We start from the raw sequence: 24,456 nt of genomic DNA, 5'->3' as shown, positions 1-24,456 counted from the left end.
TGAATCAAATGACTGAACATACACATGGTCCGAACTGCGACCACGAGCATGACGTTGAAGAATTTGACACAATTATTCTGACTGATGATGAAGGAAACGATCATGAATTTCTCCATCTTGATACGTTGGAAGTTGAAGGGTCTACATATTTTGTTTTAATGCCCATCGGTGCTGAAGAAGATGAAGAAGCTGATGAAGCGATCATCCTCAAACTTGGCAAAGATGCTGAAGGCAATGAAATGCTCCTGGATATCGAAGATGATGAAGAGTGGGAAAAAGTCGCAGATGCTTGGGAAAGCATGGAAGAAGAATAAAAAAACCAGCTGTTTAAAGCAGTCGGGTTCGATGAATATCGAATCGGCTGCTTTTTTATTTTTGCTCAATATTTTTTAAGCAAATTGCAGACCCTATAGAAAAGCAAAAAATAAATGTTCAGTGCTAAGGGGGAAAGATGATGAGCCTAAGATGGAAGTACTACTCCTATTTTTTAATACTGGCGTTGTTGGCTTTTTCAGGCTGTACTATGAATGAAGCTCGCCTATTGAATCTTACCCCAGAAGCCGTTTCCAGAGACCCAAACCAGCTTCCTCCAGGCATAGTTTTAGATGACTTGGCATTAGGGGGGATGATGCAGGAAGAAGCCAAGGAGAAGATTAGGAGTTGGTCAAAGGACAAACTGGAAGAAAACCTCTTCTTAGTGTACAATGAGACAGAGATTCAGTTGACACCGGAAGAGCTTGGTATTACTCTCGATTTTGAAAGAACTTGGCAGAATGTCTTAGAGAACACCGGTCAAGAAAGCCCAAGCGTTTTAGCTATCGATTATGTCATGGCCAATCAGGTTCTTCACGAGAAGCTGGCAGAGTTTAATCGTTCCGCGGTGGATGCCTCTTTTAAGATTGAGAATGATCAATTTAAGATTACCCCGGCCATTTCCGGGGAAGCCGTCAATGTGGATGCTTTTTTTGATGAGATTAAGGAAGTGTCTTTGGGTGATTTGCCTAAGAGAATTTCCCTGACAGGGGTAGAGATTCCGGCTGCTGTCACTACAGAGTCCTTGGAAGCGTTAGCTTTTGACGGCGTCATCGGTGAATACACCACCAAATACAATGCCGGTGATAAAAACCGTACCGCTAATCTTATAACGGCGGCGAAGAAAATGGATAAAGCCGTTTTAAAACCTGGGGAAACGTTTTCTTTTAATGGAACTATTGGACCGCGGACAGCGGAGACGGGTTTTAAAGATGCCTATATCGTCATCAACAATGAGTATGTCAAGGGAATCGGGGGAGGAATCTGCCAGGTATCCTCTACCTTATATAATGCTGCGTTGCTGGCAAATCTGTCCATAGTGGAACGGCACCCTCATGCGGTGGTGGTGGCCTATATTCCATTGGGTCAGGATGCTACGATCAACTATCCCAATCTTGATTTGAAATTGCGCAATGATAGTTCATCCTATCTTTATTTCCGTACCAAAGTAGAAGCAGGAAATCTTACGATTAAGATTTATGGTAAAAAAACAGGGGTGAAGGTTCGCTTTGAGAAGGAAATCGAGAAAGAACTGAATTATCATACCGTGCGCAAGATGGATCCAGACTTGCTTCCCGGTGCGGTGATTCAACAACAAAGCGGGAGTAAGGGATATATCGTGAAAACCTGGAAGATTGTCACCGATGCCCAAGGCAAAGAGACAAAACAGCTTTTGAGCCGTGATAGCTATGCCCCCACCAATAGAATTCTTAAAATAGGTGCTGATTAAGGCGACAGATTGGTAGGGGGTTGCCGGCAGCGGTGTAGTCTTTAAGGGTTCATTGAACGGAACGTCCTTCAGTGGGAGATTCGCCCCCCATTGAAGGTTAGTCGAGTGATAAATACAGGATAGAGAAAGAGAGAGTGAGAGAATGGGAAGACGCTGGTTAAAAAGCCTGCTCAGTACTTTATTTATTATGGCAGTTCTTGCGGGAGCAGGAATTGCAGCTTGGTGGAACTGGGCGATTCAACCCTACGCTGAGGAAGGAAGCAATGCTGCAGAAGTGCAGTTTATGATAACTCCGGGAATGAATGCCTCCCAAGTAGCTCAGGAACTGGAGCATCAGGGGCTTATCCGCAATGCCCTGGCCTTTCGCTTTTTGGCCAGTCAGCAAAATGTGGATTCCAAGCTGCTGGCGGGAGAATACCAGCTTTCCGCCCAAATGCCCCCCCAGGAAATGATTAATAAGATTCTTGAGGGACCTGACGTGCATACTGTAAAGGTCACCATCCCCGAGGGATATACAACAGCTCAGATTATTGAGCTTTTTGTAAAGAATGACCTGGGAACCAAAGAGGATTATCAGAAGGTCATTGCAGGCGAGCCCTTCAGTTATTCTTTCCTTGCCGACATCCCTTCAGGATCGAACCGACTGGATGGCTTTCTGTTTCCTGATACCTACTTCTTTGATCCGGAGGCTAATCCTAAGGAAAACATCAATCGAATGCTTAAACGCTTCGAACAGGAAATAACCCCGGAAGTGATGACTAAATTGGCAGAAATGAATCTTACGCTGCGGGAATGGGTGAATCTCGCTTCCATCGTAGAAAAGGAAGCGGGCAAGGATGCGGACCGTCCGATTATCGCCGGAATTTTCCTTAATCGCCTCAAGATCGACATGGCTCTCCAGTCCTGTGCCACCATTCAATATGTATTAGGAACTCAGAAATATATCCTCTCTTTAGAAGATATCCAGGTGGAGTCTCCCTATAACACCTATAAATATCCGGGATTGCCTCCCAGCCCCATCGCCAGCCCGGGGCATGCCTCTCTGAATGCGGTGCTCAACAGCACGGATTCCGACTACCTTTACTTCTTAGCTACTCCAAGTGGCGAGACGATTTATGCGAAAACTCATCAGGAGCATTTGCAGAATCAGGCCAAGTATATGAATTAAGTATATGAATTAAATAAATGAATTAGAAAAATGAGTGTAGCAACACCAAGTAAAGGCAATGAAAAGGGAAGTTGATAAAACGATGATTTTTACCACATCATTTTTTTACACGGCTAAGCTATAATTGATTACAGAGAGGTTGAAAGAACCGTTATGTTAGAGCAAAACCAATCCCGGAAACCTGAACTTCTTGCTCCGGCAGGAGATTATGAAAAGTTGAAATTCGCCATCGCCTATGGGGCAGATGCGGTCTATATGGGAGGTCCCGCCTTCGGGCTCCGAGCTTATGCAGGGAATTTTACCATGGAGCAGATGGCTGAAGCTATTCAGTATACTCACCATGCCGGGCGCAAGCTCTATGTGGCGGTAAACATCTTTGCCCACGAACAGGATTTTGAAGCAATGGCTGCGTATTTAAAGCAATTGGAGTCCTTGGGTGTCGACGCAGCTATTGTCTCAGACCCCGGCATTATCGCCTTGGCTCAAGAAGCGGCCCCTAAGCTTCCTCTGCATCTCAGCACCCAGATGAACAGCACCAATTCCTACAGTATAAACTTTTGGTTGAAACAGGGACTGGAGCGGATTGTTCTGGCCCGGGAGCTGACCTTGGCAGAGATCCAAGCAGTACGGGAGAAGGTACCCGGGGAGCTGGAAATGTTCATTCATGGAGCAATGTGCATGTCCTATTCCGGAAGATGTCTGCTCTCCAATTATCTCACCGGAAGAGATGCCAACCGGGGGGAATGCACCCAGCCCTGCCGGTGGGGATACGGTCTTGTAGAAGAGAAACGCCCCGGTCAGGTATTTCCCGTAGAGGAAGATGAGCGGGGCACTTATATCTTTAATTCCCATGATCTCTGTTTGCTTCCTTATCTACCTATGCTGAAGCCTCTGGGTATTGACAGCTATAAGATTGAAGGACGCATGAAGAGCATCCATTATGTCTCCAGCACCGTGAAGGTTTATCGGGAAGCTATCGATACCCTTTGGGAACAAGGGGAAGAGGACTTTAAAGCCAAACTCCCCGGCTGGCTGGAAGAGATGGACAAAGTCAGTCACCGGGATTATTCACCGGGATTCCTCTTTGGCAAACCCGGAGCAGAATCCCATAATATTGAGAGTTCCAACTACATCCGTGATTATGAGTTTGTCGCCTTTGGCTTAGCTTCAGATAATCGGGAACATCCCCAAATTCCGACTTCAGTCAAAAATGAATTCGGTCAAGGATATTGGGTGGAACAACGCTATCATTTCAAAAAAGGGGAGCTTATTGAAGTTTTCTCACCTCATGAAGAACCTTGGACCTTTGAAGTTAAAGGCATTCATACGGTAGAAGGGGAAGAAGTGGACGTTGCCCGTCATGCCAAAGAGATTCTTAAGCTGGAGCTCCCCAGGCCTTTGCTTCCTTTCGCTATTTTGAGAAGGGCAAAGAAGGATAAGAAATGATTGACCTCACAAACTAGGCAAGATTAACAAATTGGTAATATGTTTGGGAAAGGAAAACTAAAGATGAATAGAGAAATACCTTATGCTGATTCCGATGTGCTGATCAAGGCCCAGGTGCCCCGATCAGAGATACAGATGCTGGTGAAATATGTGGAAGGCCTTGGGCATCTGGGTGTCGTTACCACTACGGACCGTCATGCCGGGGAGGTTCTGATTCAGACGACGAAGTACACCTGGCCGGACTTGAAAAAGGCTCTGGAAGGAATGCCCTTTGAGGTTGTTTTCAGAAACTAAATGTTCCTAACTTAAGCCTATTTTGGCTTATTGACTTGAAATAAACCCTTAAAAAGGTAAGAATATCTAATTCTGAAATTTCTTTGATAGAATCCGCATGATTATACCTCGTTTTTAGTTAATTAAGCCAAAACCTGATTATACTAAACGCCAGTATTTATGCGGATTTTATTTTTTAGATTGAGGTTTGAGTCTCTAATTGATGCTAAACTTCGTTAATGATTATAGGTCTTAGGTCCCTATTGACATATAGGCCCTAAGGCCTATAAGCTATATATAGCTAGTCTGAAGAAGTGATTATATGCAGTAGCTATGAGGCAATATTAATACAGATTGGGTTGGAAGGTAGTTCATTGAAAACGAATAATATCGCTCATAACAGGAGAATATTATCTGGGCTCTTTATTGGTATTTTTATCATGGAAATTGCTTTGGGAATCTATTATGGCTATTTTCAGGATTTTAAAATGCAGGATGCGTTTGCCAGAACGGCTAACGCATTTTATGTATTCTTTGTAGCCCCTCCTCGCTTTGCTTCAATTGGATTGGTTTGGAATCCATTGCCTAGTGTATTACAGCTTCCTTTAGTGTTTTTAAGTCAGATATGGAAACCATTGGTTACTCATGGGATAGCTGCATCAATAATAAGCTCGTTATTTGCCGCAGGCAGCGTAGTGGTGCTATTTAGGACCTTCATAAAATTAAATATTTCTGTAAAGTATACATTCCTTTGTCTTTTTTTATATGCCTTTAATCCTTTTATTTATTTTTATGGATTTAACGGCATGAGTGAAGGAATAACCTTCTTTTTTATGATTTATGCGGAGTCCTGTCTGATACTGTGGATGAAAGAAGGAGAAGCTCATTATATTATGCGGATAGCCTTTGCTTTGGCTCTGGCTTTTTTTTGCCGGTACGAAGCCATCCCTTTTGCCGCTGCTATGGGAATCGGCGTACTTATCCTTCTTTTCTTTGGCCCGTCTGTGAAGAGCGGTGTTCCTGCCGGGTCCATCAAGGAAAGCTATTATTACGCGGAAGGAACGGCGATTGTTCTGTACACTCCTTTATTGGTTGCCGTTATTTTGTGGATTTCCTTTAACTGGGTTATTTCCGGCAATCCTCTCTATTTTCTTAACTCGGCTTATTCAAATTCGGCATATTTAAGCCTTAGCAGTGGAGTCAGCGATACCCCTTGGGGAATCCTTTTCTATGTGGTCGAAAAAAGCCTTCCTTTTATTCCATTGTTTGTAGGCATTGTGGTAGTGCGGATTCTCAACGGAAGATTATTGAAATATGATTTTTTCGTTTTGTTGATCCTGTCGGCAGCATTAATTGTCTTTCACTACATAATGCTTCTTAGCGGCTCCTCCTACGGCTGGCTACGCTTTTTCGCCTATGTATTGCCTATTACTTTTGCCTGGCTGCCTCATGAATTAGCGGAAATAGCCAAGGCTGATAAGGTGCTAAAATTCACAATGAGCAGCGTTATAATATTGTCTTTGCTTGTGTCGTGGGGACTAACCCTGAGTGTCCTGGAAAACCCTCAAAAATCACCTGAAGAGCATAGCTCGATGGATACCACTGAAAGCCGGCGCATTGCGGAATACATTGATGAAAATCTTCCTGAAGAAAGAATATTGACTGATTCCTTTGTCACAGGAGAGATCCTGGTGAACCTTAAGCAGATGTCCAATATGGTAGTCACTGCCAGCCTTGACTTCTATGACTGTTTGGAAAACCCTCACAAGTATGGCATCACTTATTTGCTAGTTCCAGATCCGGAGGAAGGGACCGGAAGTCTGGATGCACTTAACTCACGGTATCCCGGCTTATATGCCGGAAAAGAGGAATGGTGTACGGAAGAAATGATTTTTACAGGATTTAAGTTGTTTAAAGTAATCTATTAAAGAAATTAAGACAGGGGAGGGAAGATGATGAAGGCCGGCAACAGAATAGGCGAAAACTTGCTGAAACAGGGCTATATTACTGAAGAACAGCTTAATGCGGTTTTAAAGATCCAACAGGAAAAGGGAGGTATGTTAGGAAATATTCTGGTTGAAAGCGGCTTTCTATCCCCCCAGGAATTGACTGAATATATTACAGCCAGCCAATTTTCCAGATTAGGGGAACGGTTAATCCAAGCTAAAATAATTACCCCGGCTCAATTGAAAAACGCCATAGCCTATCAGGAACAAAATGGCGGCCGTTTGGGAAATATACTGGTCCTTTTAGGATATCTCGATTCGGAACAATTGGATGACTTTTTGCACTCCAATGCCAAACAGAAGCTTCCTCTGGGGCAAATGTTGGTTCAAAACGGAGAAATTACTGAAGAGCAGCTCAAGGAAGCTATATCCATGCAGAATAAGAGCGGAGGAAAAATCGGTGATATTTTATTGTTCCTTAGATATGTCACCCCTGAGACGCTTTATCGCTATTTAGCTACTCAGAATAATTTGGGACGGGTTGGCAATCAATACAATAAACAAATGGCGAAAAAAATCCCTTATGAGATCGCGCTTCAATTTAACGCGATCCTGATCAATAACCGTCCTGACTCTTATATAGTTGCAGTAGGAGACATTTTGCCTGAAGAGAGTGTTCAAACAATCGAAAGCTATCTTGATAAGCCGGTCGAGCAGGTATTGGCTACCATGGTTGAGATTGAAAACCTGTGGGAGACGGTGTATGGCAATAGATTGTCGGAGGACAGTGTGTTCAAACTGTATGAGGAGCAGCCAGAGAACTCCGCGATCGTTACGTTTTCCAAAAGCCAGCGCATAGGTTTGATTGTAGCCAGTATAGCATTTTTAATTGTTCTTATCGCCAATTATCAAGTTGCATTGTTTATTGGCAATATCCTGATTCAGGGGCTGTATGCCATGATGACTATTTTAAAGCTCTATATTGTCTACAAAGGTTCTTATAAAGATGCTCAACTTCATTTTTCGGTGGAAGAGGTTGCAGCAATTGATGAAAGCCAACTGCCTGTTTACACGATTCTGGTCCCGGTTTATAAGGAAAAGGAAGTGATTAGGCAGCTCATTCACAACATCCAGGTCTTGGATTATCCCCAATACAAGCTGGACGTATGTATACTGCTTGAAGAAGATGATAAGGAGACCATAGAGACAGTTATGAACATGAATTTGCCTCACTATTTTACACCGGTCATTGTGCCTCCTTCTCAGCCTAAAACAAAGCCGAAAGCCTGCAATTACGGATTGCTCCGGGCTAAGGGCAGGTATGTGGTTATCTATGATGCCGAAGACCGTCCCGAACCGGATCAGCTGAAAAAAGTATACCTTGCTTTTAAAAGGTTACCAGACAGCTATGTTTGCATTCAAAGTAAACTGAATTATTTTAATAGTAATCAAAACCTGCTGACCCGTTTTTTTACTCAGGAATACAGTATGTGGTTTGAATTGTTGCTGGTGGGCATAATGAAGACAAAAACGCCGATTCCCCTAGGCGGAACATCCAACCATTTTAAAATCGACTTTCTGCGGGAAGTAGGAGCATGGGACCCCTTCAATGTTACCGAAGATGCGGATCTGGGGATCAGGCTTTTCAAAAAGGGATACCATACGGCGATTGTAGATTCCCGGACCTGGGAGGAAGCCAACTCAAAAGTATCAAATTGGCTGAGACAGAGATCCCGTTGGATCAAAGGATATATGCAGACTTGGCTTGTGCATATGCGTCATCCCGTTGAATTATTCAGGATTTGTGGTCTGAAAGGATTCATCGGCTATCAGGCTATGGTATTGGGAACGCCCCTTCTTCCCTTATTGAATCCGATTTTTTGGTCCTTGCTGGTCTTATGGTATTTGACTGAAGCAGGCTGGATCAGCGATCTGTTTCCTGGAATTCTATATTATATAGCTTGCTTTCAGCTGATTTTCGGTAATTTTATGTTTATGTATACCAATGCAGTTGGAATGTATCATGTGATTCGTGATTGTTCGCTAAAAAATGAACAGCCTTTTTCTTACGGCTTGGTAAAGTATGCCTTGCTTACTCCCCTTTATTGGATATTGATGAGTGTTGCTGCTTATAAAGCTTTGATACAATTGGTCATCAAACCTTTTTATTGGGAGAAAACCACTCATGGTTTAACTACGGTTAAATACGATACGGTTAACAGAAGCAAACTACCGACTTAATATCAAAGTTCAGACATAAAAGATTGGAGGAGGCTCAATGAAGGGAACTATCAAATTAGGGATAGCTCAATTATTCGTTTGGAATATGATTGTTTTATTGCTAATCCCGTGGGGCGCTTTTGCCCAGCCCTCCACGGAACAGCTTCAGCCGGAAAAAAACTATAGACTTCCTTTTATCAGTACGGATCAAACCCTTAATATGCCGAAAAATGCTGTATCCTACTGGTTCTTTATGCCCAAAGGGGGAACTATCACTGAGCAGAGCAGCCTGAATATCCATTTTACCTTTTCCAGCACTTTGCTTGATACCCGATCTAACTTGACAATCTATGTCAATGGAACAGCTTTAGAAACCAAAGGCATTTATACGCTGCAAAAAGAAGGGCAAGGCTGGTGGAGCATTAAGCTTCCGATAGATAAAATTAGGCAGAATGATACCAATGAAATCAAATTTACCAGCAATCAACGCTCTTTTGAAGGAGATTGTGCCGATATTGATAACCCAGACAACTGGGTAATCTTGCATAGTGATTCGTATTTAAATATAACATTGAAGGATGATTATACCGCCGAGCTATCAGGGTTTTATCCGGTATATTATGAAGGCCTATCCAATCAAAATCTATTGGCAACGGATTTTATACTTCCTAAAGAAGATAGGGAAGAGTCCCTGCCTGCTCTGCTTAAGCTCAGTTCTTCCATAGGTGCGGCCTATGCAGGCCGGCAGATGTTGGATTTTCAAGTATATGAAGAAATGGCCCATGAGTCCGGTCAGGTAAACGAGACCTCGGTGAGAAATAAGATATATTTGGGCCCTTTTTCGGCTTGGCGTGATAATCAACCGCTGCAGGCGCTGTCTCAAAACCTGGACAAGGATGAAGGATATTTGGCCATTACAGGACCGACGGAGAGTACGCCTTATTATACGACGATTATCGGGGGAAAAGACGCAACCGGATTCGAGAAGGCCGTAAACTTTATAACTAACCGTACTCTGCTGGAACAAGCCAATCAATCCTCTCTTATCTTAAAATCTCAGATTCAGTCATTTAAGAGTGCCTTTACTGCAAACCAAGAAGGAGTTTATTCTTTTTCTGATTTCGGCTATCCGACGATCAATCTGGCAGGAGCTTTTCATCAGCGAGCTTATTTGAGTTTTATACAGCCTCAGGAAATTCGAAGCAGCAAAGGGTCTTATATCAATTTGAAGTTCAGCCATTCTCAGGCTCTTGTTTCTGACCGCTCGGTGATTACGGTAACGCTCAACGGAACCCCGGTGGCCAGTACCAAGCTGACGGCGGCTAATACAGAAGAGGGAACACTAAAGATCAATATACCGGAAAAGTACTTAAAATCCCCGCTTCTTGAGGTAGGAATCGAATGCTACAACTATTTGGGAGCTGTAGATTGTTCCAAGGATTATTCAGACAGCGCCTGGACCGTCATTGATGCGGATTCGCAAATTGTGTTTTTTCCAGGAGATGTAATGCTCCAGCCAACCTTAAAAATGTTTCCTTACTTATATTCCGGCCAGAATGGAGAGCCGGCAAAGGTTGCCTTAGGAATGCCGGAACAATTTGACGCGGATTCTTTAGAAGCAGCAGCTCTTTTAGCGGCTCGCCTCGGTCAGAATACAGGCCGGGTTTATGATTGGAACCTCTTAGAGCAGTATGCCCCAACCTCAGAGCAGAAAAAAATGGATCTGATTTTTTTCTGCTCATATCAGGAGATTGATCTACCGGAAGAGATAAAAACAACTTTGGCTGTTGCCCCGACTGAAAATAATCAACTGAGAATACAAGACGATGTCAATGTCATTACAGAGACCTTGCAGAACAAGGTTTTGATTCAGGTAATTCGTTCACCCTGGGATCCGACAAGAAGAGTTTATGTGATTATGTATAATAATCAAGAGGATCTGACTGTATTGAAACAGGCTTTAAGCAATAAGGAAATTCTGCAAAAAATGGAACAGCAGCTTTCCTTGGTCAATAGTTCTCTGGATGTGAGCAACTTAAACGCTGGCGAAAAAGCAGCAGTCAGTGTGCCCAAAACAACGGAAGACCGGGTAAAAGATTTAGAACGAATCACTCGTATGCCTTGGTGGTTAGTGGCCGTTCTGATTGTTTTAATTATTGCCGCTCTGATCGCTTTACTACGCCTGAGACGGGTTAAAAATGAATTTATTAAGGCAGGAGAGAAAATGAAAGCCGAACAAGGGTTTAAAGAAGCTGAGAACGGGAGTGCGGAAGGGCAAAAAGCTGAGAAAGACAACACCGAAAAGCAGTCCAAAAACTAGATTATACAAGCGGTTGGAGGAGTAAGTATGCTGTCTCTGGTCATTCCCGTATTTAATGAGAAGGATAATATTGATGAGCTGATTCAGCGTGTCGAAAAAAGCCTAAAAGATTACAGTTATGAAATTATCTTTGTGGATGATAGTAATGACGAGACCACAGCGATAATTTCTCAGTTTGCCTGCGGGGATCAGCGAATTAAGCTGATTCACCGGAAAAACAAGACTGGATTGGCTTCGGCAGTGATATGTGGGTTTGAAAATGCTCAGGGCGATATCCTAGCCGTAATGGACGGAGATCTGCAGCATCCTCCAGAAATACTGCCTAAGATGATGAAAGAAATTGAGCAAGGAGCCGATCTTGTAGTTCCCAGCCGCTTTATTCCTGGTGGCAGTGATGGAGGGCTGAACCATTTCAGAAAGCTCGTATCGGCAACAGCACGATATATCGGTAAAATCCTGATCAAAAGCCTGAGACGAGCTTCAGATCATACCGGCGGGATGTTTATGCTGAGAAAAGAAGTGATCCAAGGAAAACAACTGAATCCTGTGGGCTGGAAAATACTCATGGAAATAATGGTGATGGGAAGTTATCAAAATTTGGTGGAAATTCCTTATGTCTTTAGTACTCGCAATTTAGGGCAATCTAAATTAAATCTGAAGGTTCAGCTTCAATATGTTTGGCATATCATTGGTTTGCTCAAACGCAGTGAGAGTGACCGGCGTTTTTATGTTTTCTGTCTGGTGGGAGGTTCCGGGGTTCTTATTGATATGCTGATTTTTGCCATACTAGGTTACAGATTTCCTGGAATGAGTGTGAATGCAAAAGCTGTTGTTTCTGCCTTTATTGCCATGGTCTCCAACTATACCCTAAATAACTTATTTACGTGGAAGGAGATTAGGGGAATAAAATTTAATTATAAAGCTTTTTTGGTCAATTTAAGACGTTTCAGCAAATACTTAATGGTTTCATCATTTGGTATTTTGATTAAAAGTATTATTTTATTTTTACTTTATTATTTTTTACACATCAACAAATATTGGGGGAATTTTGCTGGTATCGTTTGTGCCAGTTTTAGTAACTATTTTTTAAGTAAGCTTTGGGTCTGGAGGGAAGAAAAGGCTTCTTTCCCGATTTACAAACGAGTCGGTGAAAAAAATTCATCTGGTGTTAGTGCAAAGAAATGAGGAGTTTATGAAAGTCATCTTATTATCCGGGGGATCGGGACAAAGACTTTGGCCGTTGACCAATGGAGCACGGGCTAAACAGTTTATAAAAGTATTAATGAACGAACAAGGACATCCTGAGTCGATGATCCAGAGGGTTTGGCGGCAGTTGGTAGGAAGCGGATTGGCCGACAAAGCTGTTTTTGCCATCGGCAAAGATCAGCAGGTGATGCTACATAAACAACTGGGCAAGGAGATAAGAATGGTCATTGAGCCGGAACGTCGTGATACTTTTCCGGCGATTGCTTTGGTTGCCGCTTATTTTAATTCTGTGGAAAGAATATCTCTCCAGGAAGTGATCGGAGTCATTCCTGTCGATCCGATGGTAGACGACAGTTTTTTTGAGCGAGTAAATGAAACAGAAGAGATATTGACAAGGTCAGGGGCTGATTTGGCTTTAATAGGTGCACTGCCTACATTTCCCACGGAAAAATACGGCTATATAATCCCGGAGGCAAGAGGTAGTCAGGAAAACTATTGGGTTGTCAAAGAGTTCAAGGAAAAACCTCAACCGGTGGAGGCCCAAAAACTAATGGAGCAAAAAGCTCTCTGGAATTGCGGGGTCTTTGCTTTCAGACTTAACTTCTTGTTAAAAATTCTTGAGGAACAGAATCTGCCCACTGACTATGATAAGCTGCTGGCTCACTATGACCTGCTGCCTAAAATCAGTTTTGATTACCAGGTCGTGGAGAGAAGCAGAAACATAGTCGTATTGCCTTATACGGGAAGATGGAAAGACTTGGGAACATGGAATGCTTTAACGGAGGAAATGCCTCAAAAGGTACTGGGAAAGGGAATCATCTCAGGGTCTGACAATGTTCATCTTATTAATGAACTAAGTATTCCTGTCCTTGCAGTAGGATTAAGCAATAGTGTAGTTGTCGCAACTCCGGATGGGATTCTGGTGTCAGACAAACAAATGAGCCCCCAAATAAAGCAATTTGTCGGTAAGATTGAGCAAAGGCCGATGTATGAAGAACGAGGCTGGGGGTGGTATAAGGTTTTGGAACATGTGAACTACGATGATGGATATGAAATCCTGGTCAAAAGGTTGGGCATCAGTGCCGGAAAAAACCTTAGCTATCAAAGACACTTTCAGCGCAGTGAGACCTGGACAATCGTTCAAGGAAGAGGAGAAGTGGCTTTGAATGGGGTGATATTATCTGTTAAAGCCGGTTCGGTATTGGAAATTTCTCAGGGAGATGCTCATTCCCTTCACGCAATTACTGATTTAGAGGTCATTGAAATTCAGAAAGGCAGCCATCTGGTTGAACAGGATATTGAACGTATTTTATTTAGTTGGAGTGAAATAGAAAGAGAATGTTGTCATAAAAGGTGAACGTAATAAAAAGCAATTCCTGTTTGGTGCAACATGGTGTTTTGGGTATACAATGCAAACTTAGATATTCTCTTTCTGTGTTTTAAGGATTAAATCAAACTTTTATGGGCTATGAGTTAGGAATGATCTTAAGGAGGAAGCCATAACGAGTAGTTTCCCTACTCTATGACAAAAATAGGTTTCAACTAAAAAGGTAAGAGGGCCAAGCAGAAATTGCCCTCCTTTCGCATAGGTATTAAAACGTAAGCGTGAAAGGAGTGGCTTAAACCATGTTGACCGAAATCCTTGTGGCCAGTATTGCCTTAACGGTCTTGAAGGGAGTAACCCTTCTTGTCTCCTATATCAATAATAATGCTTTCCCACACCCTCTTAACGAACAGGATGAAGCTCACTATCTTAAAGTTCTTAGAGCCAGCAAAAGCCCGGAAGCCACTCCCAAGGATCTTACCAAAGCGGAATATGCCCGCAATAAGCTGGTGGAGCATAACCTGCGGTTGGTGGCCCATTTGGTCAAAAAGTTTGACGGTACGGGAGAAGACAGTGACGACCTGATTTCCATTGGTACGATTGGCCTGATTAAAGGAATTGATACCTTTGATCCTGGAAAAGGGACGAAGCTGGCGACTTATGCGGCCCGCTGTATTGAAAATGAGATTCTCATGCACCTCAGATCCCTCAAAAAATCCCGAGGTGAAGTCTCCATCTATGACCCTATCGGTGTGGATAAAGAGGGTAATGAAATATCCCTGATGGATGTTCTGGCTTCAGAAGGTGAGGCTATATCGGACCGGATAGAAAATGAATTCGAACAGCGGGTCCTTCTGGATAAAGTCAAAAATCTAACTCGCCGGGAGCGGCTTGTTCTGCAGCTTCGTTATGGTTTGATGAACAGCCCCAGAAGAACTCAGCGCGAAATAGCTAAGGCTTTGGGCATCTCCAGATCCTATGTCTCCCGCATTGAGAAGAAAGCCATTCAGAAGTTGATGGAAGAGATGGAAGACCATGATCCGAAGAAGTGAATAATGTAATGCCTATAAGTAGAGCCTGAACAAAATTTAAGAATTTAATATAAAGACAAATAAGCCCAAAGAATTTTCTGAGGGCTTTTTTATATAAAGAATTGGATGCTTAGAGGAGAAATATATAAAAAGTAGAATATTAAGAATATTCCTCGAAATTAATATCTATTCAACTGAGGATAGCCATAACAGTACCGAGGATGAAAAAGGGAGGGGTCTATTGATGCAAGATGTAGTTATCGTGAGCGGTGCCAGAACACCTATTGGGGATTTCAATGGAGCACTTAAAGATTTTAAGGCCGTGGATTTGGGAATGATTGCTCTGAAGGGGGCGCTTCAGAAATCCAACCTTGAGCCGGCTCAGATAGAAGAGGTGATAGCCGGCCATGTCTATCAGGCGGGATGTAAAGGGAACCCCGCTCGTCAAGTGGCTATGGGAGTCGGTTGTCCTGTAGAAACAGTGGCGGCCACTATCAATCAGCAATGTCCTTCATCCATGCGGGCTACAGAGATGGTAAGCCAAGAAATTATGCTGGGGAAGATCCAGATTGGAGCTGCTGTGGGAATAGAAAGCATGACCAATGTGCCCTATCTCCTGCTCAAGGCTCGCGAAGGCTATCGGATGGGGTCCGATACCCTTCACGATGGTTTGCTGTATGATGCTCTGATTGACGCTTTCTATAACTATCATATGGGGATTACAGCCGAGAATCTGGCGGAGATGTACGGCATTTCCCGGGAAGAGCAGGATGAGCACGCTTTGGAAAGCCATCGGCGGGCCTGTCGGGCTCTGAAAGAGGGAAAATTTAAAGAAGAGATTGTCCCGGTGGAGATCGTAACCAAGAAAGAAACCCGCCTTATTGCTGAGGATGAGCACCCTCGTGAAGATGTCACGCTGGAGAGCTTTGCCAAGCTGAGGCCGGCTTTCCAAAAAGAGGGGACGGTGACGGCGGGGAATGCCTCTAGTCTCAATGATGGGGCGGTGGCTTTGCTGCTGATGTCCGGGGAAAAGGCCCAGGAGCTGGGGTTTAAGCCCTTGGCCCGGATTGTGGCCACGGCTTCTGCTTCCGTGGATCCTAAAATCATGGGGTTTGGTGTGGTACCGGCTGTTAAGCGTGCTCTGAACTTTGCCCGGATGGATACCAAAGATATTGACCTCTGGGAAATCAATGAAGCCTTTGCTGCTCAATTCCTGGCCTGTAACCGGGAACTGAAGCTGGATTTGAATAAGGTCAATGTCAATGGCTCAGGAATTTCCCTGGGCCATCCTGTAGGGATGACCGGTGCCCGTCTTATTTTGACCTTGGTCCAGGAAATGAAGCGCCGCCGCAATCAGTATGGCTGTGCATCTCTTTGCGCCGGAGGAGGACCGGCTATGGCAGTCGTAGTGGAGGCAATTTAGTTCAATCATCTCTGTATCGGCAAAATTGAGGAGGAATAGGATTGGCGGAACCTGCAGTTCGGATTTTAGTCATCAATCCAGGCTCTACTTCTACAAAGATCGGGATTTATGAGAATTTAACCTGTGTATTTGATAAAACCGTTCGCTATCACCGTGCTGAATTGGAGGGCTATGCCAGTATTATGGAGCAGAAGGAGTTGCGCAGGGCATTTGTCCTGAACTCTGTGCAGGAATCCGGCATTCCCATGACTTCCCTGCAGGCTGTGGTCGGCCGTTGTGGTATGGTCAAATCTTTAGAATCCGGAACGTATTTGCTTGATGAACATCTGGTTCATGATTTAACAAGTGAGGAGTCTATGCGTCATGCTTCTTCTTTAGGTGGAGTCATTGCTTATGAAATAGGCCGGCAACTATCCATTCCCGCTTATGTGGTGGACCCGGTGACCATCGATGAAATGATTCCTCAGGCCAGGCTTACGGGAATCAAAGCTATTGCGCGGCGCAGCATTTTTCATGCCCTTAATTCCAAATATATAGCAAAGCGGTTTTGCAGAGAGAACCAAAAGAGATATGAAGAGAGCCGCCTGATTGTGGCTCACCTGGGCGGGGGCATTTCAGTCAGTGCCCACCAGAATGGACGAACCATCGATGTCAATGACGCTTCGGCCGGGGATGGTCCTTTTGGGCCGGAACGGGCAGGTGGATTACCCGTATCGGCTGTTATCGAGCTGTGCTTTTCCGGACTCTACACCAAGGAAACTATTTTTACCCAGGTCATGTCCAAGAGCGGGATGCAAATGCTTCTGGGAACCAATGATTTGCGGGAAGCAGAGAAAAGAATCGACCAAGGGGATGACTATGCCCGATTGGTAGTGGAGGCCATGGCCTATCAAGTTTCCAAGCAAATTGGGGCTATGGCTGCCGCTCTCGAGGGAGAAGTGGAGGGAATCATACTAACGGGAGGATTGGCTTATAGCCGGCGGTTTGTCCAATTGATTGACCAGCGGGTAAGGAAAATGGCTCCGGTTACGGTATACCCGGGTGAGGATGAATTGCAGGCTATGGCTGAGGGAGCTTTTGCTGTACTGACCGGGCGGGAAAAGGTTAAGCATTATGGAGTAAGGAGATAGAGAATGTTCGCTAGAATTTTATCTGAAGTATTGAAGCCACCCCAAAGGATTGCCGTAGCCGCGGCCCACGATAAACCTGTTTTAGAAGCAGTTTTTAAGGCTAAGGAGCTGGGAGCGGCCTTGCCTATATTGGTAGGAGATGAAGGAAAAATACGCCGCTATGCTGAGGAAATGGGCATCGATCTTGCAGACAGCCCCCTTGTTCATGAACCCAATCTCAGGAAAGCTGCCCTATATGCCAGCAATCTGGTTCGTGAAGGTCAAGCCGATCTGCTCATGAAGGGCATGCTGCAAACGGCGGAGATCCTCAAAGCTGTGCTGGATAAAGAGAAGGGCTTAAGGGCGGGCTCAACCCTTAGTCATATTGCCATTATTGAAGTTCCGAGTTTAAATCGGCTGCTGTTGATTACCGATGCAGGAATGAACATCGCCCCGGATATCAAGCAAAAAGCGGATATCATCAGAAATGCAGTGACAGTGGCCCGGGCCTTAGGTGTAGAGCAGCCCAAAGTTGCGGCCCTCTCTGCTCTTGAGGTGGTTAATCCCGATATACCTTCAACCTTAGATGCTGCTATACTCACTCAGATGAATCGCCGGGGCCAGATTAAAGATTGCCTGGTGGATGGGCCTTTTGCCCTTGATAACGCCGTCAATGTGGAAAGGGCCGAGCATAAAGGCATCCGGGGAAGTGAGGTAGCCGGGCAGGCGGATATCCTTTTGGTGCCAAATATTGAGACGGGAAATGCCATCTATAAAGCAGCCACCTGTTTAGCTTCTTTTCGTTCAGCCGGATTAGTCTTTGGAGCAAAAGCACCGATCATTCTGCCCAGTCGTGCGGATACTCCGGAATCTAAATTCCTTTCCATCTTGTGCGCTTCTCGTGTTGCCGCTTTTAAGGCGGGAAGCAATGAATAATTCAGAAAAGGCTTTGACGCAAAGAGGCTGGATGATCAGTATATAGCTTGTAAAGCATAAAGCTGCCCGATGATTTAGGGCAGCTTTCTTTAATGGCAGCTGTCATGATTTATAGTATTATTGTCACAATTTATAGCGCTGCTGTCAGATAATGCTTGTCAGAATGAAAAGAATAATATATAGTATATAAATAGTAATTTAGAATTTTATTTTGTTATTTTTATAAAAGGAGAATTAAATTGGAAGTTAATCTTGACACTCAGGATAAAGCCATTATCCATGCTTTGCAGGAAGATTCCTCTATCTCAAATTTGGAACTATCGAAGAAGATTGGCTTATCACCCTCGGCCTGTTTAACACGGACAAAAAACTTAAAAGAACAAGGGGTCATTAAGCAATATACTGCCTTTGTCGATGAGAAAAAGCTTGGCGTTGAGTTAATTGCCTTCACGATGGTGAATCTTTCTCCTCTCAATAGAGAGGTTGCCAACCATTTTTTGGCGACGATTAATGAAATCCCTAATGTTCTCGAATGCTATACAGTGACGGGCAGCCGGGATTTTCTTTTAAAAGTGGTGGCGAAGGACATTGCTACTTTTCGGGATTTTATCATCGACACCATTATGGCTATTCCGGGGGTGGATAAAGTAGAAACCAGTATTGTCATGAACAGAGATAAATGCACGTTAACCATACCTATAGATCAAGATTAGGGGCGATTTTTTTAAGTAGGTATGAGTTGCCTATGGAGTTGAATGGAAAGAGCAGAGGAGGAGAGCAACCCAGTATGCAGGATAAGATCAAAGCCTTGAAAGCGGCGTTTCCCTATACATTGCCGGTAATGACCGGCTACTTATTTCTTGGTATGGCCTTTGGGATTCTTTTGAACAGTAAGGGCTATCATTTTGGCTGGGCCATCCTGATGAGTGTTTTTATTTATGCCGGCTCTATGCAATATGTGGCGATTAATCTGCTGACCATGGCTTTTAATCCCTTAAATGCTTTTATTATGACCTTGATGGTGAATGCCAGGCATTTGTTTTACGGTCTCTCTCTTTTAGGCAAGTACAGCGAAGCGGGAAGGAAAAAGCCTTATTTAGTCTTTGGGCTTACGGATGAGACCTTCTCCATTCTTTGTGCCACGAATCCTCCCCAGGGAGTAAATCGTGGCTGGTTCATGTTTTTTGTGACGATCCTCAATCATAGTTACTGGATTGCTGCTTGTGCCCTGGGCGGCATATTAGGGTCCATGGTGTCTTTTAATACGAAAGGGATAGACTTTGTGATGACAGCTCTGTTTGTGGTGATCTTTCTGGAACAATGGAAGTCCCAGAAGCAGCATGCTCCGGCTCTAATCGGCCTCGGCGCTTCAGTGCTTTGTTTATGGGTCTTTGGACCGGAACATTTTATTATTCCCGCCATGGTTGCCATCATTGGGATCCTTTTCCTGTTCAGAAAGCCGCTGGAGAACCTCTATAAGTCGGCTCGGGTGTCCATACTTGATGGGGCAGAAACGACTCCCATGGCTATCAAGGAGGAGCAAGTATGATACTTACCAGCCAACAGTCCCTTGTTATCATCGCAGTGATCGCTCTGGGAACAATTCTCACCAGAGGGCTGCCCTTTCTTTTATTCCCTTCACATAAGGAGACGCCGGCTTTTATCCTTTACCTTGGTCAGGTGATTCCCTTCGCTGCTATTGCTATGTTGATTATCTATTGTCTAAAAAATGTATCCCTCCTGGCTGCTCCTTATGGGCTGCCGGAAGGGATTGCCATCGGGTTTATCATCTTTATTCATCTGTGGAAAAACAATGTGCTGCTCAGCATCGGCGGAGGAACGGTGCTCTATATGGCCCTGGTGCAATTCGTATTTACCTGAGGCCATCCGCTGCTGATAACGCCACGGTATGAGTAAATTATCGGCCCTTATGGCGGACACCGATTTTTTCTCCGAAAAGAATATAAGTCTCATAGCCTAATTTTGTCTGTTCAACAATATCGGGATCGATCTTAATCTTATTTTCTTCGAAAAAGAGCAGAACCGTGGAACCGCCGAATTTGAAATAACCTTTTTCATCTCCCCGGGCCACCGGTTGGTGGGGAGTGTAGCTCTGAATGATGGAGCCCACAAAAGTAGCGCCTACTTCGATGGTGAGAATATCTCCAAAATGGTCTGAATGGAAAATGCTCCATTCCCTTTTGTTCTCGCAGAAAAGCTTGGCTACCTTCTGCAGAGCCACCGGATTAACGGAGTAGTAAGAGCCTTTAATACGGTGAGAGGGTTCACAGATACCGCTGTCGATAAAATGAAAACGGTGATAATCCGTGGGGCATAGCCGTAGAATCAAGCAGGTGCCTCTCTTGTATTTTGAAGCCGTCTCCGGGTCTTTAATCAGTTCTTTAAGACTGTAAGTAAGGCCTTTAACCTGGACCAAGCAGTCCAAGTTAATGTCTTCGTAGGCCAGCAACTTACCATCCCCCAAAGAGATGAGGGAGTCTTGACAGGGGTCGATAGAACGGGCTGATGGTTTTAGCTTACGGTAAAAGAAATCATTAAATGAAGAAAAATCTTTGAGGTTTTTCTCGGCAATGGATAAGTCCAAATCAAATTTGCAAACAAAAGGGTGGATCTTGCGCCGGCTGATGCGCCGATCAAGATACCAGCCGTAAAAGCTGGAGCACATCCTTTTTTTGACCACCGTTTCCAATAGTCTCATCCCCACAGGAGAAGAATAAGTCCAGCGAATCATTTTCTCCCCAGCCACTTTTTCGATCTGATAAGTTTGGGTTTTGCGATCATAATATTTAATCAAATGTGTTCAACTCCTATACAGGACATTTTATGATATTTTTTCACATTTCACCAGAGGTTATTTCTAAAGCCCTCTTCCATTTAACTTGCCCAGAGTAGAACTCTGGGATATAATAAGTAAAAAATGCCATGTGGGGAGGACACTATGTTTGATCTCTTCAAGCCGACTTTTCAGGCAGATTCATTGGATAGTATACCCATGGATGTTTTGAAAAGGAATGGTATTCGCGGGCTTATTATAGATCTTGACAACACGATGACGCCCTGGAATGACTTGGAAGTTGGACCGAAGGTTGTGGAATGGTTTGAGAAACTTAAAGTGGCAGGGATTCAGGCATGTGTCGTATCCAATAATAAGCGCAAGCAACGGGTGGCCGTTGTAGCAGAGCGTTTAGGAATACCTTTTGTTTTTCGGGCAACGAAACCACGTCGTAGGGCTTTTCAGGCAGGAATGAATGTTTTGGGTACCGGGATTTCGGATACCGCTGTCATTGGGGATCAACTGTTTACGGATATCCTTGGCGGGAATCGTATGGAAATGTATACGATTTTAGTTCTCCCCATCAATGATCGGGAATTTATCGGTACACGGCTCCTGCGTAGAATGGAGCGAGTATTGGTCTGGTTGATGAAGCGTTATGAAACGTCGGAGCCCCATGGTACAAAGGTACGCTAAACGAGGAACTGTATGATGACGATAACGGAATGGGAAAACCATTCCGTTGTGCTATCCAAAAGCTTTGGGGGTGTAGGCTTGGTAAAGCATTTTGCAGTGATTGGCGATCCGATTGCTCATTCCTTATCTCCGGTGATGCATAATGCCGGATATAAGGCTTTAAACTTAGCTGCAGATTATCAAAAATTCCAGGTGAGCCCTGAGGATTTGGGAGAGGCCGTATTGGGTCTTAAGGCTCTGGGCTTCAGCGGCTGGAATGTAACCGTTCCCCATAAGGAAACCATTCTTCCTTTTCTGGATGAACTGACAGAAGAGGCGGTCAGAGCAGGCGCTGTGAACACCGTAAAAGTGGACAAGGGTCGGCTGATCGGCCATAACACCGACGGTTCCGGCTTCGTTCGTTCCCTGCAGGAACATATGGAGTTAGATGAGCGACAACAAATCGTTATCTTAGGAGCCGGAGGTGCCGCCAAGGGGATTGCTATGGCCCTGGCGCCTTTTCAAGCCCAGCTTTGCATCATGAACCGCACTCCTGAGCGGGGGGCGGAGTTGGTGGGAAAAGTACTGGAGTGGGGCGGACAAGCGCACCAGGAGGAATGGGGAAGGGGAGCCTGGCTGGCTCAGGCGGATTGCGTGATCCAAACCACCAGCATAGGGCTAAAAAAGGAAGAATATCCTTTTTCCCTTGAAGGAATACGGCCGGGTGCTTTGGTAGTGGACATCATTTTTAATCCCTGGGAGACTCCTTTTCTACAGGAGGCGAAAGCCTTGGGCTGCAAAATTGTCAATGGAATCGATATGCTTCTTTATCAAGGAGTTAATGCCTGGGAATTCTGGCTGGAGGATAAGGCGCCTGTAGAATCTATGAGGAAGGCTTTGTATCAGGCTTTGACCGGTTGACGTCTACTTTGATTAGAACCGCAAGCAGTAAGTTTCACACATAAAAGACCCGTAAGCAGTAGCTTTGCGCACAAAAGAGGACGGATTTAGCGGAGGGGCGGTCGGGTGAGCGAAGCTTTCTTAACATAGCGGAGCCACGGTTCACATCAGGTATTACCCGGAGGTTTGGCGGAGCTATTAAGAAAGCGAGTGAACCAGCCCTGGAGCTATGGAGAGACCGTTGTGCGTGAAGCTACGCGACCCGGATGGGATGAGGGAGTGAGCATAAATGAAAAGGCTGCTTGATGAAGCTGGCCAACCGGATAAGACAAAAGGCTTCACCCTCCTTGAGGTGCTTCTGGTCCTGACCCTTCTGGCAGGGGTAGGCTTTGTGCTTTTAGTGAAGCTTCCGCTGCAGATGGACAACCGCAATTTGTCTTTAGCCAGCACCCAGCTCATTCAGGAACTACGGGATGCCAGGGCCAAGGCGATGGCTGAAAATACCTGGTATGAAATCCGCCTTTACCCAAGCAATAATACTTATCGTATTTTCAGAGAAGGAACGTTGGAGAAAACCATCACCCTTCCGGAAAAAATAAGCTTCGCCAATCAACCGAGCAATATACGCTTTTCTGCGGAAGGTTCCCCCGTCTTTCTGGGGGGACCGAGCAGGACCGGCAGTATTTCCTTAACCAATGGAAAACATACCAGAAATGTCATTACTGCCTTGATTACAGGTAGGGTTCGGGAAGAAATTAAGTAAGGAGGCAAGGTATGCGTTATTTGACAGCAGGTGAATCTCACGGACCAAAGCTTGTCGGCATCCTTGAAGGGGTTCCTTCAGGGGCTAAGATAGATAAAGCGACCATCGATCAAGCACTGCAAGAGCGGCAAAAGGGTCCTGGCCGCGGGGGACGAATGAAAATTGAAAAGGATCAGATCACGATTCTTTCCGGAGTCCGGGGGGGATTAACCACAGGGGCTCCTATAGCCTTAGAGATTATCAACCGGGACTGGGCCAATTGGGAGAAAATTATGGCCTGGGGTGATGAAGCGGATTTGGAAAGCCGCAAAGTTATGACACCGCGACCAGGCCATGCGGATTTGACGGGATATTTGAAATATCGGACCGAAGTGCGCAATGTTCTGGAGCGAGCCAGTGCCCGGGAGACAGCTATGCGGGTGGCTATCGGGAATATTGCCGTACAGATTCTGGAAGCTTTAGGAGTGGAGATAAGAGGACAGGTCCTATCCGTAGGAAAAGTCCACATGGATAGCGAGGATACCCCTGAGTATTGGCAACGGGTCCAGGCCTCTGAGTGGAAGGTAGGAGACCCCAAGGGTGAAGAAGCGTTAGATGCTCAGCTGCAAGAGGCTCGGAGCCAAGGGGAGTCCTTAGGGGGAGTGCTGCAGATCCAAGTGCGGAACCTGCTGCCGGGTCTGGGTTCCTATGTCCAGTGGGATAGAAAATTGGATGGCCGGTTGGCTCAGGCCGTTTTATCTGTCCAGGCCATCAAGGGAGTAGCCTTTGGCATGGGTTTTACGGCAGGCCAGCACTTTGGGTCCAAAGTCCATGATCCCATCGGTTATGACAGAGGGCGGGGTTATTATCGTTATAGCAATAATGCCGGCGGAATTGAAGGCGGAATGACCAATGGAGAACCGGTGATAATCGAAGCGGTCATGAAGCCCATCCCTACCTTATACAGTCCTTTGTCAACGGTTAATCTGGAAACGAAAGAAGTTATGGAGGCCAGTGTAGAGCGCAGCGATGTGTGTGCGGTTCCCGCCGCTCTGGTGGTCCTTAAGCATGTGGCGGCTTGGGAAATCCTTCAGGCCATTCTGGAAAAGTTCCCTGCCGACACATGGGATGAGCTGAATAAAGCCTGGCAGGATTATAAACGATTTGTGAGTGAGCAATAG

General features: G+C 44.9%; 22 protein-coding genes. 21 read left to right on the top strand and 1 reads right to left on the bottom strand.

Annotated elements, in window-relative coordinates; genetic code table 11:
* Positions 1-8: 8 nt before the first annotated feature.
* From BUA14_RS15625 to BUA14_RS15545, 17 genes are all read left to right on the top strand, one after another.
* Positions 9-314 carry a DUF1292 domain-containing protein gene (locus tag BUA14_RS15625; protein WP_072773455.1) on the top strand — a complete coding sequence of 102 codons (306 nt, stop codon included), beginning with the start codon at positions 9-11 and terminating at the stop codon, positions 312-314.
* Between the two features lie 140 nt (positions 315-454).
* Positions 455-1,762 (top strand): VanW family protein, encoded by a 1,308-nt coding sequence (locus BUA14_RS15620; RefSeq protein ID WP_072773454.1) that lies wholly within the window; start codon positions 455-457, stop codon positions 1,760-1,762.
* A 142-nt stretch (positions 1,763-1,904) separates the two neighbouring features.
* Positions 1,905-2,930, top strand: a complete 1,026-nt coding sequence (gene mltG, locus BUA14_RS15615) for an endolytic transglycosylase MltG (protein ID WP_072773453.1) — start codon at positions 1,905-1,907, stop codon at positions 2,928-2,930.
* Between the two features lie 153 nt (positions 2,931-3,083).
* Positions 3,084-4,376 carry a peptidase U32 family protein gene (locus tag BUA14_RS15610; RefSeq protein ID WP_072773452.1) on the top strand — a complete coding sequence of 431 codons (1,293 nt, stop codon included), beginning with the start codon at positions 3,084-3,086 and terminating at the stop codon, positions 4,374-4,376.
* A 63-nt stretch (positions 4,377-4,439) separates the two neighbouring features.
* The gene (locus BUA14_RS15605) at positions 4,440-4,670 is read left to right on the top strand and encodes a DUF4911 domain-containing protein (RefSeq protein WP_018306740.1); all 231 of its coding nucleotides are present in this window, start codon (positions 4,440-4,442) and stop codon (positions 4,668-4,670) included.
* A 785-nt stretch (positions 4,671-5,455) separates the two neighbouring features.
* A complete protein-coding gene (locus BUA14_RS15600; protein ID WP_242954665.1) occupies positions 5,456-6,577 on the top strand; it encodes a hypothetical protein in 1,122 nt (373 codons plus the stop codon).
* Between the two features lie 24 nt (positions 6,578-6,601).
* Positions 6,602-8,836, top strand: a complete 2,235-nt coding sequence (locus BUA14_RS15595; protein WP_072773450.1) for a cyclic di-GMP-binding domain-containing protein, MshE-related — start codon at positions 6,602-6,604, stop codon at positions 8,834-8,836.
* Positions 8,837-8,873: 37 nt separating this feature from the next.
* A complete protein-coding gene (locus BUA14_RS15590; RefSeq protein ID WP_072773449.1) occupies positions 8,874-11,135 on the top strand; it encodes a cellulose biosynthesis cyclic di-GMP-binding regulatory protein BcsB in 2,262 nt (753 codons plus the stop codon).
* A gap of 27 nt (positions 11,136-11,162) precedes the next feature.
* The gene (locus tag BUA14_RS15585) at positions 11,163-12,320 is read left to right on the top strand and encodes a glycosyltransferase (RefSeq protein ID WP_072773448.1); all 1,158 of its coding nucleotides are present in this window, start codon (positions 11,163-11,165) and stop codon (positions 12,318-12,320) included.
* Between the two features lie 7 nt (positions 12,321-12,327).
* A complete protein-coding gene (locus tag BUA14_RS15580; RefSeq protein WP_018306744.1) occupies positions 12,328-13,698 on the top strand; it encodes a sugar phosphate nucleotidyltransferase in 1,371 nt (456 codons plus the stop codon).
* A 269-nt stretch (positions 13,699-13,967) separates the two neighbouring features.
* Positions 13,968-14,717, top strand: coding sequence for an RNA polymerase sporulation sigma factor SigK (gene sigK / locus BUA14_RS15575; RefSeq protein WP_072773447.1), 750 nt, complete (start codon positions 13,968-13,970; stop codon positions 14,715-14,717).
* A 223-nt stretch (positions 14,718-14,940) separates the two neighbouring features.
* Positions 14,941-16,119 (top strand): thiolase family protein, encoded by a 1,179-nt coding sequence (locus tag BUA14_RS15570; protein WP_072773446.1) that lies wholly within the window; start codon positions 14,941-14,943, stop codon positions 16,117-16,119.
* Positions 16,120-16,160: 41 nt separating this feature from the next.
* Positions 16,161-17,249, top strand: coding sequence for a butyrate kinase (gene buk, locus BUA14_RS15565; RefSeq protein ID WP_072773445.1), 1,089 nt, complete (start codon positions 16,161-16,163; stop codon positions 17,247-17,249).
* Between the two features lie 3 nt (positions 17,250-17,252).
* Entirely contained in the window at positions 17,253-18,164 is a 912-nt protein-coding gene (locus tag BUA14_RS15560) for a phosphate butyryltransferase (RefSeq protein ID WP_072773444.1), read from the top strand.
* 239 nt (positions 18,165-18,403) lie between these two features.
* Complete coding sequence (locus BUA14_RS15555; RefSeq protein ID WP_072773443.1) at positions 18,404-18,877, top strand: Lrp/AsnC family transcriptional regulator; 474 nt, start codon at positions 18,404-18,406, stop codon at positions 18,875-18,877.
* A gap of 74 nt (positions 18,878-18,951) precedes the next feature.
* Positions 18,952-19,713: an AzlC family ABC transporter permease gene (locus BUA14_RS15550; RefSeq protein WP_018306746.1), complete on the top strand. Its 762-nt coding sequence runs from the start codon at positions 18,952-18,954 to the stop codon at positions 19,711-19,713.
* Positions 19,710-20,045, top strand: a complete 336-nt coding sequence (locus BUA14_RS15545) for a branched-chain amino acid transporter permease (protein WP_072773442.1) — start codon at positions 19,710-19,712, stop codon at positions 20,043-20,045. Before BUA14_RS15550 ends, BUA14_RS15545 begins: the two co-directional genes overlap by 4 nt.
* 37 nt (positions 20,046-20,082) lie before the next feature.
* On the opposite strand, the gene BUA14_RS15540 is transcribed toward BUA14_RS15545, so the two are convergent.
* Positions 20,083-20,979, bottom strand: a complete 897-nt coding sequence (locus BUA14_RS15540; protein ID WP_005810883.1) for a phosphatidylserine decarboxylase — start codon at positions 20,977-20,979, stop codon at positions 20,083-20,085.
* A 144-nt stretch (positions 20,980-21,123) separates the two neighbouring features.
* On the opposite strand from BUA14_RS15540, the gene BUA14_RS15535 reads away from it, so the two are divergent.
* From BUA14_RS15535 to aroC, 4 genes are all read left to right on the top strand, one after another.
* The gene (locus BUA14_RS15535; protein WP_011460298.1) at positions 21,124-21,654 is read left to right on the top strand and encodes a YqeG family HAD IIIA-type phosphatase; all 531 of its coding nucleotides are present in this window, start codon (positions 21,124-21,126) and stop codon (positions 21,652-21,654) included.
* 12 nt (positions 21,655-21,666) lie between these two features.
* The gene (gene aroE / locus BUA14_RS15530) at positions 21,667-22,554 is read left to right on the top strand and encodes a shikimate dehydrogenase (RefSeq protein WP_178371707.1); all 888 of its coding nucleotides are present in this window, start codon (positions 21,667-21,669) and stop codon (positions 22,552-22,554) included.
* Between the two features lie 268 nt (positions 22,555-22,822).
* Positions 22,823-23,296 (top strand): prepilin-type N-terminal cleavage/methylation domain-containing protein, encoded by a 474-nt coding sequence (locus BUA14_RS15525; protein ID WP_072773441.1) that lies wholly within the window; start codon positions 22,823-22,825, stop codon positions 23,294-23,296.
* An 11-nt stretch (positions 23,297-23,307) separates the two neighbouring features.
* On the top strand, positions 23,308-24,456 hold the full coding sequence (gene aroC / locus BUA14_RS15520; RefSeq protein WP_072773440.1) for a chorismate synthase: 1,149 nt from the start codon (positions 23,308-23,310) through the stop codon (positions 24,454-24,456).

The sequence above is a fragment of the Desulfitobacterium chlororespirans DSM 11544 genome (assembly GCF_900143285.1).
GTDB lineage: Bacteria > Bacillota > Desulfitobacteriia > Desulfitobacteriales > Desulfitobacteriaceae > Desulfitobacterium > Desulfitobacterium chlororespirans.
Note: the sequence above shows the minus strand (reverse complement) of the source record. Positions and strands in the feature narration are given on the sequence as shown.